Source organism: Rhizorhabdus phycosphaerae (assembly GCF_011044255.1).
In the GTDB taxonomy this organism is placed as follows: Bacteria; Pseudomonadota; Alphaproteobacteria; order Sphingomonadales; family Sphingomonadaceae; genus Rhizorhabdus; species Rhizorhabdus phycosphaerae.
On sequence record NZ_CP049107.1, the window covers coordinates 944,487 to 958,270 of the forward strand.

Genomic DNA, 13,784 nt, shown 5'->3' on the forward strand with positions numbered 1-13,784 from the left:
GTGGATGTCGTTGAGGGGCGGAGGGAGCGCGGGGATTAGGCGCCCCCTCCTAAGCGATCAGAACTTCAGGGTGAGGCGGGCGTAGTAATAGCCGCCGTTGGTGCCGTAGGGCCCGTGGTTGTACGGCGCGTTGATCGTCGTCGTACCGTTGATGTAGGGCGACACGCCATTGGTCGGCAGGGTCGCGAGCGGCACCAGGCCCGGCGTTTCCGGGATCTTGTTGAACAGGTTCTGCGCGCCGATGGCGAGGTTCGCCCATTCGGTGACATCATAGCCGAGCTCGGCATCGACCAGCGCTGCCGCCTTGACCACCGCCGGGAACAGATTGCCGGTGATCGGCGCCGAAGCGACGGTAATTGCCGGGTTCACGAGAACCGTGGTCTTGCCGAAATAGGTGCCACGCAGATTGGCGCTGAACGGGCCGCTGGTGAAAAGCGCGTTGGCGACGACCTTATAATCCGGATTAGACGTTTCGATGATCGCCCTTGCTTGGGCACCGAACAGTGTCCCGAGCCGATTCTTCTTGACCTTGGTGTGGTTGTAATTGGCGCCGAGCGTCAGATCGAGCTTGCCGATCGGCAAGTCCATCGCATACCTGCCCGAGAATTCGACGCCCTTGGTTTCGGTATTCACCCCGTTGGTAAACGTCTGGATCGCCAGCTGGCCCGTTCTCACGACAGTGTCGTCGATCGCTTTTCCGCTAGCATTGATTGCTCCGATCACAAGATCGTACGGCGTGATGCCATTGATCAGCGGCGTAAGCACTTGGACGGCCGGAGCATTGGCCGTCGGCGATTGCCGCTGACCAATGATCGTGCCCGATGAGACGATACGATCACGGATCTTAATCATATAGGCGTCGAGGCTCAGCACCAGGCGCGGAGCCGGGCGGATGACGGTGCCGACCGAGAAGTTGGTCGACTTCTCCGGACGCAGCGCACCGAAGCCTGCCGCCGCCGAACCCGGCGAGCTCGGCGCCAGTTGCACGGTCGCCGAGGTTGGGCCGACATTGGTCGCCGAATAGCCCGATTCCGCCAGCGACGGAGCGCGGAAGCCAGTGCTGACGGTGCCGCGCAGCGCGAAGGCCGGGCTGAAGTCGTAGCGTGCGGTCAGTTTGCCGATGGTGGTGTTGCCGAAGTCGCTATAATCCTCGAAACGACCCGCGAGGTCGACGACGAGGTCGGTGACCGGCTTGAGGATGAAGTTGCCGTAGATCGCCTTGACGTTGCGGCGGGTCTTGCCGGCATCGGTGATGCCGTAGCCAGGGAAGGACTGGCCACCCTCGATGTAACGCGAGCCCTCGTCGCCGTAGAAGATCGAATAGCTTTCCCGCCGATATTCGGCACCGAAAGCGAAGGTCATCGGTTCGGCCATGCCGACTTCGAACTGCTTGTTCACGTCGAGCGTGGCGATGAACTGGTTGAACTGGAAACCGCCGTCATAGAAATCGCGGGGCGTGAAGCCACGATCGGTAGGCGACGCGGACGCCAAGGCCGCCCTCGTCGTGTCGGCCCACAGGCTCGCATTGGCCGAGTTGGTCGTATAGACGTCGGAACGATCTTCCGAATAGGAGCCGCCAAGATCCCAGGCCCAGCCCGAAAGCTCGCCCTTGATGCCGCTGGTGAACTGGAACTCGTTCTGCTTCACTTCGATCAGCGGAACCATCCCGGACGCAACCGTCGGCGCAAAGCAATTGGCCGGGTCCGTCGGCGAGGTCGCGCTACCGGCGACGCAGATACGGTTGGGCGGCCGATAGCCTTGAAGTGCTTTGCCGTGGCGATAGGAGACATCACCGAACGAGTAGATTTGCACGTCACCGAAGTCGTAACCAGCATTGTAGAAGGCGACATTTAGCTGTGAATTGGGTTGCCCGCCATTGATCCCGGCCGTGCCGTTGCGCGCGTTCAGGGCGTCATAAATCGGCTGGAAGCGGACATTGGCGCCCGTCAACCGGACAGTCGAACCGTCAATGTTGCGGACGGTCGTCTGGCCGTCGCCGATCGTCGTATAATCGTTACGACGGTGGAACAGCGTCAGATTGAGGAAGCCCGAGTCCCCGATCGGCATGCCGAAATTGCCGCTGGCGCTGTAGGTGCGGCCCTCGCCGTCATAATATTCGCCGGCGGTGCTCTCGAACAACAGCCCCTCGGTGCTGTTCTTCGTTATGATGTTGATCACGCCGGCAATGGCGTCGGTGCCATATTGGGCGGCGGCACCATCCTGCAGGATTTCGATCCGCGACACCGCCCCCGGCGGGATCAGGTCGATGCTCGGCGCGACCGACCCGCCGAAGGCACCGTTGATCACCTGGAGGATCGAATTGTTGTGACGACGCTTGCCGTTGACCATCACGAGCGTGTGGTTCGGGCTGACGCCGCGCAGACGGGCGCTGAGCGAGAAGCTCGCCATGTCGGTGCCCTGCGTCTGCGCGGTGAAGGACGGGACGAGCTGGGTCAGCGCCTGGTTGAGGTTCGGCTGGCCGACCTTGGCGATCGCGTCCGAATTGACGAGCTGGATCGGCGTTGCGCTCTCTGCGACCATGCGGCCGCTGGCGCGGGTGCCGGTCACGACGATCTCGCTGGCCGGCTCCTTCTCGGGCGCGTCGGCAGCGGCAAGCTGAGTCTCAACGTCCGCACGGGCAGGAGCGCAGAGGATCACCGAAGAGAGTGCCGTCGTCGCAAATATGGCGACAGAAAATTTTTCGATAGAACGCATCTTTTCATTCCCCCCTGTGGCGGTGCGTCCCTCTCCGTTTCACGTCATTTACTTCGCCTTGTCCCGGCGATTCTTGCAGAGCGAACCATTGTCCGCATTTCCCCCTTGGAACAGCGAGACGGTTCGAATCGAACTTGGTAAGTTCTTGTTAGGACATAACAGGGCATCGGCCGGCACATTGCCCATACGCCGTTTTGCGTACGGCCCCGTCGACCGCTCCGCATATGATCGTCCGCGCCACGGTGGAGGGGGTGTTTCCCGCCGTGCATTCAGCAACGGAGGATGGATCTTGACGCGCACATGGATGATAGCGGGCGCCTGTATGGCGGCCTGCCTCGCAACCGCCTCTCAGGCACAGATCACGCGGATCCAGAACAACCCCAAGGCAGTGATTCTCGACGCGGCCAAGGTCTCGGCGGGTGCGGAGACGCTGTACATCTCCGGACAGCTCCCCTCCCCGATCGATCCGGCCAAGTCGATGGCCGACATCAAGAGCATCGAGGATCTCGGCGACACGAAGACGCAAACCATCAGCGTGCTCAACAAGATCAAGACGATCCTGGAGTCGCAGGGCTATGGGATGCAGGATCTGGTCAAGCTCAGCCTGTTCGTCGCCCCCGACCCCAAACTGGGCAAGCTCGATTTCATGGGCGCCAACGAGGGCTTCAAGATGTTCTTCGGAACCGCCGAGAATCCGACCACGGTCGCGCGCTCGACCTTTCAGGTCGGGGCTCTGGTCGGCCCCTATTTCCTGATCGAGATCGAAGCGATCGCCGCCAGGAAGCCGAAATGACGCGCGGGCGATCGCGACCGCGCGCTATTGGTCCAATAGCCGCGTCGCGATCGCTGCCGCTGCCGAGCGCATCTCGACGCCCAGCTTTTCGTAGATGCGTTCGAGGTGCTTCTGCACCGTACGAGGGCTGATGTTCAGCACGTCGCTTATGTCGATGCTCGCCTTGCCATAGCTGACCCATAGCAGCACCTCGGCCTCGCGATGGGTCAGCTGGAGCTGCTCGCGCAGGCGAACGACATGTTTTTCGGGATCGAGCTGGTTGATCCGTATGAGCACCTCGTCTCCGCGATAGCGGGCGATGATCACCAGTTCGAGATTACCGGCAAAGCCGGGCGGCCCGATCTTGACCGAGGACCCCGGACTGCCCCGCTCGACCAGGGTGGCAACCTTCTGCCCCAGGGCGGGGGGAAGATCGGCCCCCCGCTTCCAGCCCGGCACGATACCGCCGATCGCCTGCTCGGCGCCGGGCGTGCACCAGAGCAGTTTGCCGCGCGTATCGGTCGCGATCATGAGACGACCGGTGGCGTCGAGGCTGGCGACGCTGGCCTGGACCGCTCGACCCTGCGCCATATGGACGCGGACGCGCGCGACGAGCTCCGACAGCTGCACCGGCTTCTTGACATAGTCGACGCCGCCGACCTCGAACGCCTCGACGACATGTTCGCTTTCGGTCAGCCCGGTCATGAAGATGACAGGGACATGGTGGAGTTCGGGCCGCTTCTTGATCTGCGCCGTGACCTCGAACCCGTCCATCTCGGGCATGACCGCATCCATCAGGATGAGGTCGGGTACGATGTGGTGGAGACGATCGAGCGCGGCCTTGCCCGAGGTCGCGACGAGCACCGCCAGATCGGCGGCCTCAAGGGCACGGCTGATTGCGCGCAGCGAGTCCGGCTCGTCGTCGACGATGAGGACGGTGTCGCTGTGACCGGGAATGTTCAACCCTCATACTCCTCGACAAGTCGCGCCATGCCTTCGAGATCGAACCGGTCGAGCCGGTCGAACAGTTCCGCACTCAGCCGCTGCGCCTCGGGGCATTGGTCCGCCAGCTCGCGTATCTCGTCCTCCAGGCCCCGGAAGTGGCCGATCTTCAGCAGTTCGGTGATCCGCCGGAGGCGAGCCTCCATCTCCTCCCCCAGGCGCCCGCCGCGACGGTCTCCCTCGCCACCCTTGCGGGGCACCGGCTCGTCCGCCTCGAAGCGCCAGACCAGCTCGAGCTGGGACCCGATCGTCTCGATCAGGGCGGCGAAGCTGACGGGCTTGGTCAGGAAATGGTCGTGCACGGGGTTCGGGAAGTCCGGCCGGTGCAGCTCATGGGCATTGGCGGACAGCATGACGATCCGCAGATCGCTCCCGCCCCGCAGCCTAAGCTCGGATGCGGTCGCCCATCCCGAGATTCCGGGCAGGCTGATGTCGAGCAGGACGAGGTCGAACTGCCGGTCCAATGCGAGCGCGATCGCCGATTCCCCGTCTGGTGCGCACCAGACATCGAAGCCCATGCCCCCGAGAAACCCGTCGAGGAACTGGCGCTGATCGGCGTCGTCGTCGACGATGAGGATCGAGCGTCGGGGGCCATGATAGCCCTCGATCTGCGGCTTCTTCTCGCTACTGCCCTGCCTGGCTACCACCTCGCTCAACAACAATGTGACCCGCAGGCAGGTCCCGGTCGGGCTGCTCTCGACCAGTTCGAGCTGGCCGCCCAATATCTCGACGATCGCGCGCGATATCGAAAGCCCCAGCCCCGCTCCCGGCTTGGACCGGACATGCTCCTCCCCGCCCCGCGCATAGGGATCGAAGATCGTCGGCTGGTCCTCGGGGCTGATGCCGCGCCCGGTGTCGCGTATCTCGAAGGTCGCGACCTGGGCGGCATAATGGAGGCTGAGCGTCACCGAGCCCCTGTCTGTATAGGCGATCGCGTTGGACAGCAGGTTCAGGAAGACCTGGCGCAGGCGGTTGGGATCGGTGCGCACATGCTCGGGCAACCGGCCGCGCTTTACATAGTCCAGGTGCAGGCCCTTGGCCGCAGCGGCGGGCCGCACCATCGAGATCAGCTGGTCGATGAATTTATCGAGCCGCACGACCTCGGATCTTACGCGCAGTACGCCATGTTCGATCTGGGCGACATCGAGCAGCCCCTCGACGAGGCTCGTCATATGCTCGGCGCAGCGGCGTATCACCCGCACCGCCTCCTTCGCGCCGACGCCGTCATTGCCCTCGATCAGCTGGGCATAGCCATAGATGGCGTTGAGCGGCGAGCGGATCTCATGGCTGACATTGCTGATATAGCGACTCTTGGTGACGTTGGCCGTCTCCGCTGCATCCTTCGCGCGCCGCAGTAGCTGCATCTGCTCCAACTGCTCGGCGATGCGGCGCGACCCTTGGTGGAACATCCTGAAACAGGCCCAGGCGGCATAGCCGATCAGCAGCTGGACCAGCGCCAGGATCGACCAGTAAATCCAGTCGGCGCCGTCGGTCGCGATCTCGAGCACCAACACCACGCAGTCCAGCACGCAGGCTGCGAAGATCAGCATCATACCCTGAAAATAGCGGCGATTACCGTCGCCAGCGAGGTGTCGGGCCGCGTCCGGGGCGTCGACGTCGCTCGCGGAACTGGGCGCCATGGCTGTCATCCGGCCGCTCCGGCGGCGCAAGCATCCGGTCCAGCCGCTGCTGGCGCATTTCGCCGCTTGTATCGCTCCATCAAGACCAATTCCCGCCCCCTGGAATCGCTCATTATCTGACCATCATGCTGCGCCGACTCCTGCTGCAACGCAACAGCAATCCATTGCAGATTTTACGACTTAAGGGTGAGGCACGGAGCAACTCAGGATCCAGTCCAGCATTACCGCCTGTAAACGCCGCGCGCAGCAGTCCACAAAACGGACCGGGCCACCCTCACCCTCTATCGCGCCGCACAAATTTCTAGACTCTTCAGCGCGATGCGGCACCGGCCCCCGGTCCATCGAACGCAATCGCCGACAGCCCTGCCTGATCCGACGGGAGCGGACGCTCGCCCGCTGGCAGCCCATTCGCTTCGAGCAGGAAGGCAATGAGAGCGGCGTTTTCGGTGGGGGACAGGGATCCCGGCGCCGGCTGCGGCATCGCTCTCGACACATAATCGAACAGCGGCCAGACCGGTCGCCGAGCCCAGTGGGCGACGAACTTGCCCGTCAGCGCGGGAACCTCGTAGCTGCCTTCGAGCCGCGAACCATGGCAGACCGCACAACGGATGGCATAGGTGCGTGCCCCCGCCTTAGCCTGCTCGGCGGTATAGACACCCTCCCTGACGCCGAGAGCGGGGGCGGCAGCGGGCCGGGTCGCTGGCCCCGCCGCGACGGCGAGCGTCGTCCAGACGACAGCGGCGAGCGCGAGTGCAATGGCCGGCCGGCTGCTCATGCCAGGCGCTCCGGCCGCGCCGCCGCGAGAACAGGTGCGATGATCGCCAGGCCTTCTTCTATCGCGCTACGGTTGGGCAGTTCATTGGAGTCGCCCACACCGAGCATGTCGCCGATCTCCGGATTGTTGTTCATGACGACGACCCCGTCAGCCTTGGAGAGAAGCGAGATATTCTTGTAGCGGACGCCATAGTCGACCGCAGGCTGCGGCATCAGCCAGCCGGTCTGACCACGCACCGGGATGATCGTATTGTCGCGCCACAAGTCGCGCGCAGCATAGCCGGTCGAATGGATTACCACCTTCTGCGGCAGCGTCGCCAGTTCGGACGGGTCGGCGAAGTCGCGCACGACGAATTGCCCGCCCCGCTCGAAAAATTCCGAAAGCAGGCAATGGGCGTAGCTCGCGAAGTTGAAATGCATGTTCGACGAGCGCTGGGCATAAGCCACGGGAAAAGGGTTTTCCTCGGGCGACAGGTCCGTGCCCAGCGGAACGATGTCCCGGATCCGGTCGATGTAATGGCCGAACTCCGCATTCTGGCGCGGAAGACCGCCCGGCTTCCAGCTGTCCGTGATCGCCGGATCGGCGGGCCAGATACGCCGCTTGATCGGCTCGTCGGACAGCGCGAAACTGTCGCTGAAAGCCACCGGATTGCCCGGCAGGCCGAGAAAGGTGCGGAAGGTCTTCCACGACAGACGCGCCATCTGCTCCCACAGCGGGCCGAAGGCGGCACCGGCCGGCTCGGCCAGCGCGACACGTGCATCCGGCGTAAAGGAGCCGCTGGCGCGGAAGGAGCGCGTCTTCTGAATCAGCTCGCGCGCGTAGATAGTGACCTTCAGCCCCGCCCTCTGGGCAACGATCGCGCTCGTAAGCCCGACGATCCCGCAGCCGACCACGGCGATCTCGCGGGGGAGAACCGAGAGCGCCTTTCCGACCGCAATGTCCGCCGATCCCCACGACAACGACCAGCCGCTGCCGCCATGACCGTAATTGTGGACGACCAGCGTGTCGCCGACCATCTCGGTACCAAGATTGGGGCCTGCCGCGCGCAGCGGCCGGATGCAGCATTTGACGTCGACGATCTCGCGCGGCGTCGCACGGAACGGAACCAGCGTGCGGGTGCCATCGAGCCGGGCCAGTTTGGCAGCGGTCGCAAGCCGCTTCGAGCCTACCGGCGCGCAGGCGCTCAGCCCGGCGACGATCCCCGCCGCGCCGGCCCGCCGCAGAAGGGCCCTGCGGCCCAGTGTGTCGTCATAAGCTCCGGCCATCTGCTTCCCCCGCAATTCCGGAAAGTTGCGGATGCCCCGCCAGCCGGCCAATGGCGCATTTTACGTATTGCGACTTTCCGCCAGCCGATCAGGTACGTCCGGACCGGGGACAGGCGCGCCCGATCCGGAAGCGCCCACGTGGACCCATGAGGCGGGTCGCCTCTGGCGGAACGTCGAAAACAAGGGATAAGCGCGCTGGTGGGCCCGGCAGGACTCGAACCCGCAACCTAGCCGTTATGAGCGGCCAGCTCTAACCGTTGAGCTACAGGCCCCGACCAGCGCCGCCCGGCGATAGCGAAGGGCGGGGCCGGCGGCAAGGGCACGCGATGCGGTTCAATCGCCCTGTGCGTGATCCAGTCAGCGCGCGCCCTGTTCGGCGCGGCCGCCGCGATCGTCGAGCGGGAGGCTCAGATAAAAACGCGTCGAATCGATCTCGAGCATGCCGCCGCTGGCAATAGCGAGGTTTCGAACCAGCCGGAGCGCAAAGCCGAGACCGAGGACCGGGGCGTCGGGCCAGTTGCCGCCGGGATTATAACCGGGATCGAGCAGCATCTTCTCGTCGCGCCCGTCGAGCGAGCGCGGGCGCAGGACCGTCAGCAGCACATGGCTGGCGCGGCGCGGGTCGCGCTGCAGGTCGACGCTGATGCGCTCGCCCTCGCCCGCCATGGCGATCGTGGCGGCGAGGAGCCGTGAAAGCATCCGCTCCACCGTTGCGGCGTCGACCGCAACCGGCGGCAGCGTCGAATCGATCCGAAAGGCGATGCCGCTCGCGCGCTCGGCCGCCACGTCCTCGAAATTGCTGTGCAGACGCGCGAGGATGGCAGAAACGTCCACCGCGCCCGGGGCGCCGCCCTGCTCGACCGGCTTGGTCTGCGCTACCAGATCGAGATCCTCGACCGCGCTCAGCAGCTTCTTGCTCTGCTCCAATATCTCCTGCGCACGGCTCCGATAGGGCGCCGCGGCGGGCCCCCGCACCTGCCCCTCGATCATCTCTGAAAAGCCGATGATCGCGTTGAGCGGCGTCCGCAGTTCATGGACAAGGTGGCGCAGCGAATCCTGCACAGCCGGTTCGTCGGCTTTCTGGCGGCCCGTCGACAGGCTCGCAGCATTTTCGTCGGCGCGCGGACGCCGCGCGGTTCCCCGATAGCCGCTGAACCGCCCATCCTTCGGGTCGAAGAAGGGCACCGCCGAAATCCGCCACTCGCCCGAAGCCGGCCCTTCGCCCGCTATGGTGAGGCGTGCATCGCGAAAAGGCGTGCGGCTGCGATAGGCCCCGGCGGCATGGCCATCGACGCCATGGTCGGTCTGGTGAGCGGCAACGGCGATCGTCTCACCGATGACGGGTCCGCGCGGCACCCCCTGCACCCAACAGATGACGCCGTCCACGCCGGTCTCGAACCGGAAATTCTCGGCCTGGGCAGGGACGACCGACGGTTCCTCCGCGAGCGCGGCGGCCTGCGCTTCGTCCAGCTCGGTCGGGCTGCTGGCCGGATAGCGGGTCCGGAAGGTCTCGATACGCGAGAGAAGTTCGCGAATCTGGCTGTCGCCGGGAGAAAGAGCGGCATCGGACGACAGGACTGCCTCTGCCGCTGGCGGCGGAGAAGGCTCGGCCAGCGCCCCCTCGACATCATAGCGAGCGAGCGGCGGCGGCGCTGGCGAAGGCTGGGGTGACGGCGCAGTCGAAGCGGCAGCGACGGCAGGCCTGGCGTCGGAAGCCGGCGCAGGAACCGGTGCCGGCTGGGCCACCTCGGCGGACGCCTTCAGCGCATCGATCGGCGCAGCCAGCGGCGCAAGCGCGGATGGCGAAGGCTCGACCGGTCCCTGGATGAGGAAATCGGTCGCGCCGAACCCTTCCAGCGCCTTCTCGACCGCCCGCCCGAGGTCGCGCCGGTTGCGCAGCAGGTTGCGCGCGCTTGGCGAAAGGCGCGGCAACAGATCCAGCCATTGTTGCGACGACAGCAGGACATTGCCCAGCATCGGCGCCGCAATGTGCGGCAGATCCTCGGCAAACAGCATCACCAGTTCGGGCGGGACGCGCCGGCCGGCCAGGCCGCGACCGGCAGCGAGACGCAATTCGGCCGGAATCTCCGGCCGGGTTGCACGCAGGAAATTATAGGCATCGACAGCGCGCGGCGCGTCGACCAGAGGATCGTCTACGCGGTGGCCGCGCCCCTGCGCCAGCACGTCCACCACCTGCCGCCACAGGAAGATGCGCGCGTCGGCAGTGGGCGTCGGCTGTGCCAGCAAGGTGGCCAACATGTCGTCAAAACGCAAAGGCCCGCCTCCGATCGGTGCCGAACGAATGAACCGAACCGGTCCCCCTTCGCTCCATAGTAAACGCATCGGCCCGCTGCGCAAAGGGCGTTTGCCGCCGCCGGTACCATTGCGGGGCAGCTTCTATTTTAATTGCAGCCCGCAGTAACTTTATTCTAAAGATCGGGGTAATCGTTGAAAGGTTACACCATGTCGGCTCCCTCGCTTGATCCTATCGATCGGACTATCCTCCACGAGCTGCAGGAGGACGGGCGGATGACCAACGTCGATCTCGCTCGCAAGGCCGGTCTGACGGCGCCGCCCTGCCTGCGCCGCGTGCGCGCACTGGAAGAAGCGGGCGTCATCGAGAGCTATCACGCCCGGCTCAACGCGGCCGCCCTCGGCTATGGCATTACGGTGTTCGCGCTCGTCTCGCTCCGTAGCCAGGCGGAGGAGGACCTGCGCCAGTTCGAAGCCCATGTGGCAGCGCTCCCCGAAGTGCGCGAATGCCATATGCTGAACGGCGAGATCGACTTCATCCTGAAGATCGTGGCGCACGATCTCCAGGCGTTCCAGCAGTTCCTGACGTCGCAGCTGACGACGGCGCCCAATGTGGCGAGCGTGAAGACCTCGCTCACCATCCGTACGTCGAAGGACGTACCGGGGATTCCCGTCGACGGAGCCTGATCGCTATCTGCGGCGCTAAAAAGAAGGCCCCGGCCGGATTGCTCCGACCGGGGCCTTTCATTCCTTAAGCGCGATCAGGATGCGGCGGGGTGGTCGACCCACACCTTCGCATATTGCGCCAGGACGCCATAATTGCCGGTGGTGCCGGCCGCGTCGAACGCCGCCTTGGCGCCTTCCTTGTCACCCGCCTGCGCAAGCGCAAGGCCGAGACGGAAGTTCGCCTGGGCCGTGTCAGCCCCCGGCTTCGTCAGAGCGACCTTGTAGATCTCTGCCGCCTTCGCGAAGTCCTTGTAGCCATAGAGAAGGTCGGCGGTGGTCATTGCCGACTTGAACGTAGCCTTCGGACCGTTTGCAGCCGTGATCGCCGCCGGGATCGAGGCCTTGTCGGGGCCGAGCTTGGGCTGCGACAGGGCGATGATCTCGCGGGTGTTCTGGCTGGTCGACGGGTTCAGCTTGCCGGCCTTGATGCCTTCGTTGAGCACGTCGACGGCTTCGTTCGGGAAGCGCAGATAGACCGCCAGCGCATAGTCGACATAGTTGGACTGAGCCGACAGCGGCAGCGCATCGACGGCGCGCGCGAGACGCAGCAGGTCGAGGTCGTTCTCACCCGACAGGCCGGCCATCTGACGATAGATGAACAGCGAATCATGCCAGTTCTGCTTGACCGGATAGGCGGCGAGCCAGGACGTCGTGATCTTCACGAACTCACCCGGCAGCTTGGCGCGCGAGGCAATGTCGGCGCCACGACCGTACCAGTCGGTGGGGACAGGCTGACCAGCCGCCGCCTTGGTCTGGATGACCTTCTGCAGCGTCGCGAGCGCCTCGGCCGGCTTGCCATTGCGGTTCTGGACGTCGGCAAGAACGGCATAAGCGTCGGCTTCGGTAGAACCGGCGGCGATCGCCTTGGTCAGCGACGCTTCCGCCTTGGCATAATTCTTCGTCTGATAGGCGAACTGGCCCTGGAACCAGTAGAATTTGGCGCGCTGGTCGTCGGGCAGCTTGCCGGCAGCCTCGCCCGTCGCGATCAGTTCGTCGAGCGCCGCGGAGAGCTTCGCCTGGTCACCGCTCGCCTGGGCGGCGTTGAGGCCATATTGCGCGACGACATATTGCTCGTCCGGGGTCTTCGCGGCCTGCTTGGCCTGGGCCAAAGCGGCTTCTGCGCCGGGGATGTTCTTGGCCTTGATGGCCGCGTCGGCTTCCGCCAGCGGCTTGCGGACCGCGTCGCCGATCTTCAGCTGCGGGGTCGCGGCCTCCTCCTTCTTCTTGGCGAAAGCGGGCGCGCCCGGCGCCACGGCGGCAAGCGCGAAGCCAAGCGCCGCAACAAGCGCATAGCGGGACGTGGATTTCATTCTTCAGGCCTCCTGATCGACGGCCGAAAGGGACGGCCGACGGTAAAACACGCCGGTTGACTAATCGCTCCCTCGCCTGCGCACAAGCACAGGCGAAATGAACCGGCTTAACTCGTCGCACTCTGCGCACCGTTCGCTGAACGGGCATTGAACCGCGACGGTTGATCCCGCCCCACGCCGGGGCTAGGGCTTCGACCATGCTGCTCCTGCTCTCGCCCGCCAAATCCCTCGATTATTCCAGCCCCCTCCCGGATGTCGACGCGACCACCCCGCGCTTTGCCCAGGAGGCACTCGCCACCGCCGAAGCGGCTTCGCGGCTGGGCCCGAAGAAGCTGGCAAAGCTGATGAGCATCTCGGACAAACTCGCCCAACTGAACGCCGACCGCTACGCGATGTTCGCCGAGCAGGAGGAGCGCCCTGCCCTCTACGCCTTTTCGGGCGACGTCTATATCGGGCTGGAGGCGCGGACCCTGGACGAGCCGGCGGTCCATTATGCGCAGGACCATGTCCGTATCCTGTCGGGGCTTTACGGTCTGCTCAAGCCGCTCGACCGCATCCGCCCCTATCGCCTCGAAATGGGCACGCGTTGGGCGCCGGGCCGCACGCGCAACCTCTACGCGATGTGGGGCAACAAGGTATCCGATGCGCTCGCCGCCGATCTTCTGGCGGAAGGATCGGACACGATCATCAACTGCGCCAGCAAGGAATATTGGCACGTCGTCGAGCAGGCGCCGCCAAAGGGCGTGCGGATCATCACCATGGACTTCCGAGAGAACGGGCCAAAGGGCCTCGTCTTCAACAGTTTCGGCGCGAAGCGCGCACGGGGCATGATGGCGCGCTGGATGTGCGAACATCGCATCGCCAAGCCGGAGGACCTGAAAGGCTTCGACAGCGACGGCTATGCCTTCGTGGCAGCGGATTCGGACGAACAGGTCTGGCGCTTCGTGCGGCAACGCTGAGCCCCGCCCGGGCCTTTCGGCAGGAACATCCCCCCTCTCCACCCGTTGGTCGCGGGAAGCTTATTTGGAGAGATCATCATGGAAACGCATGTGCGCCCCGACGGCAGCGACCAGGAAGCCGTGCACCTCAGCACCGATGAAGCCCGTGCAGGCGCGACCCCGCATGTCACGCGAAACGTCCTCGGATGGGGCCTTGCGCTAGTCCTCGTAGGCTTTGCCGTCGTGCTCGCTATCTACATGGTCGCGAGCTGATATTGCCCTGTGGCCGGCCTCGATAGGGCGGGCTCCGGGCGCATTGCACTAGCCATAAGGCACATCGTCCGTTAGGAGCGTCAGACACCCCGTTCCGGGGCATATTGGCGCTTCA

General features: G+C 64.8%; 11 protein-coding genes and 1 tRNA gene. 4 read left to right on the forward strand and 8 right to left on the reverse strand.

What is annotated here, in order from left to right; all coding sequences use genetic code 11:
* Window positions 1–57: 57 nt before the first annotated feature.
* On the reverse strand, window positions 58–2,715 hold the full coding sequence (locus G6P88_RS04340; protein WP_165322002.1) for a TonB-dependent receptor plug domain-containing protein: 2,658 nt from the start codon (window positions 2,713–2,715) through the stop codon (window positions 58–60).
* Window positions 2,716–3,004: 289 nt separating this feature from the next.
* On the opposite strand from G6P88_RS04340, the gene G6P88_RS04345 reads away from it, so the two are divergent.
* Window positions 3,005–3,508 carry a Rid family hydrolase gene (locus G6P88_RS04345; protein ID WP_226946723.1) on the forward strand — a complete coding sequence of 168 codons (504 nt, stop codon included), beginning with the start codon at window positions 3,005–3,007 and terminating at the stop codon, window positions 3,506–3,508.
* A 24-nt stretch (window positions 3,509–3,532) separates the two neighbouring features.
* Here the strand turns inward: G6P88_RS04345 and G6P88_RS04350 are convergent, their stop codons facing one another.
* The 6 genes from G6P88_RS04350 to G6P88_RS04375 all read right to left on the reverse strand — a co-directional run bounded on the left by G6P88_RS04350 (window position 3,533) and on the right by G6P88_RS04375 (window position 10,428).
* Window positions 3,533–4,450 (reverse strand): response regulator transcription factor, encoded by a 918-nt coding sequence (locus tag G6P88_RS04350; RefSeq protein WP_165322003.1) that lies wholly within the window; start codon window positions 4,448–4,450, stop codon window positions 3,533–3,535.
* Complete coding sequence (locus tag G6P88_RS04355) at window positions 4,447–6,129, reverse strand: ATP-binding response regulator (RefSeq protein ID WP_165322004.1); 1,683 nt, start codon at window positions 6,127–6,129, stop codon at window positions 4,447–4,449. The genes G6P88_RS04350 and G6P88_RS04355 overlap by 4 nt, the downstream gene beginning before the upstream one ends.
* A 310-nt stretch (window positions 6,130–6,439) precedes the next feature.
* Complete coding sequence (locus tag G6P88_RS04360) at window positions 6,440–6,904, reverse strand: c-type cytochrome (protein WP_165322005.1); 465 nt, start codon at window positions 6,902–6,904, stop codon at window positions 6,440–6,442.
* Complete coding sequence (locus tag G6P88_RS04365; RefSeq protein ID WP_165322006.1) at window positions 6,901–8,169, reverse strand: FAD-dependent oxidoreductase; 1,269 nt, start codon at window positions 8,167–8,169, stop codon at window positions 6,901–6,903. The genes G6P88_RS04360 and G6P88_RS04365 overlap by 4 nt, the downstream gene beginning before the upstream one ends.
* 196 nt (window positions 8,170–8,365) lie before the next feature.
* Window positions 8,366–8,441: transfer RNA gene (locus G6P88_RS04370), tRNA-Ile, on the reverse strand.
* A gap of 85 nt (window positions 8,442–8,526) precedes the next feature.
* The gene (locus G6P88_RS04375; RefSeq protein WP_206335857.1) at window positions 8,527–10,428 is read right to left on the reverse strand and encodes a sensor histidine kinase; all 1,902 of its coding nucleotides are present in this window, start codon (window positions 10,426–10,428) and stop codon (window positions 8,527–8,529) included.
* A 204-nt stretch (window positions 10,429–10,632) separates the two neighbouring features.
* On the opposite strand from G6P88_RS04375, the gene G6P88_RS04380 reads away from it, so the two are divergent.
* Window positions 10,633–11,109 (forward strand): Lrp/AsnC family transcriptional regulator, encoded by a 477-nt coding sequence (locus tag G6P88_RS04380; RefSeq protein WP_165322008.1) that lies wholly within the window; start codon window positions 10,633–10,635, stop codon window positions 11,107–11,109.
* 74 nt (window positions 11,110–11,183) lie between these two features.
* On the opposite strand, the gene G6P88_RS04385 is transcribed toward G6P88_RS04380, so the two are convergent.
* A complete protein-coding gene (locus G6P88_RS04385; protein WP_165322009.1) occupies window positions 11,184–12,458 on the reverse strand; it encodes a tetratricopeptide repeat protein in 1,275 nt (424 codons plus the stop codon).
* A gap of 197 nt (window positions 12,459–12,655) precedes the next feature.
* On the opposite strand from G6P88_RS04385, the gene yaaA reads away from it, so the two are divergent.
* Both yaaA and G6P88_RS04395 read left to right on the forward strand, forming a co-directional pair.
* Window positions 12,656–13,417, forward strand: a complete 762-nt coding sequence (gene yaaA / locus G6P88_RS04390) for a peroxide stress protein YaaA (protein WP_165322010.1) — start codon at window positions 12,656–12,658, stop codon at window positions 13,415–13,417.
* 78 nt (window positions 13,418–13,495) lie between these two features.
* On the forward strand, window positions 13,496–13,669 hold the full coding sequence (locus tag G6P88_RS04395; RefSeq protein WP_165322011.1) for a hypothetical protein: 174 nt from the start codon (window positions 13,496–13,498) through the stop codon (window positions 13,667–13,669).
* The last annotated feature ends 115 nt before the right edge of the window (window positions 13,670–13,784 follow it).

Bases quoted from the DNA above. Each gene is read 5' to 3' on its own strand.
- G6P88_RS04340 (WP_165322002.1), bottom strand. From the start codon at position 2,715: ATGCGTTCTATCGAAAAATTTTCTGTCGCCATATTTGCGACGACGGCA.
- G6P88_RS04380 (WP_165322008.1), top strand. From the start codon at position 10,633: ATGTCGGCTCCCTCGCTTGATCCTATCGATCGGACTATCCTCCACGAG.
- G6P88_RS04395 (WP_165322011.1), top strand. From the start codon at position 13,496: ATGGAAACGCATGTGCGCCCCGACGGCAGCGACCAGGAAGCCGTGCAC.
- G6P88_RS04355 (WP_165322004.1), bottom strand. From the start codon at position 6,129: ATGGCGCCCAGTTCCGCGAGCGACGTCGACGCCCCGGACGCGGCCCGA.
- G6P88_RS04360 (WP_165322005.1), bottom strand. From the start codon at position 6,904: ATGAGCAGCCGGCCGGCCATTGCACTCGCGCTCGCCGCTGTCGTCTGG.
- G6P88_RS04375 (WP_206335857.1), bottom strand. From the start codon at position 10,428: ATGTTGGCCACCTTGCTGGCACAGCCGACGCCCACTGCCGACGCGCGC.
- G6P88_RS04385 (WP_165322009.1), bottom strand. From the start codon at position 12,458: ATGAAATCCACGTCCCGCTATGCGCTTGTTGCGGCGCTTGGCTTCGCG.
- G6P88_RS04365 (WP_165322006.1), bottom strand. From the start codon at position 8,169: ATGGCCGGAGCTTATGACGACACACTGGGCCGCAGGGCCCTTCTGCGG.
- yaaA (WP_165322010.1), top strand. From the start codon at position 12,656: ATGCTGCTCCTGCTCTCGCCCGCCAAATCCCTCGATTATTCCAGCCCC.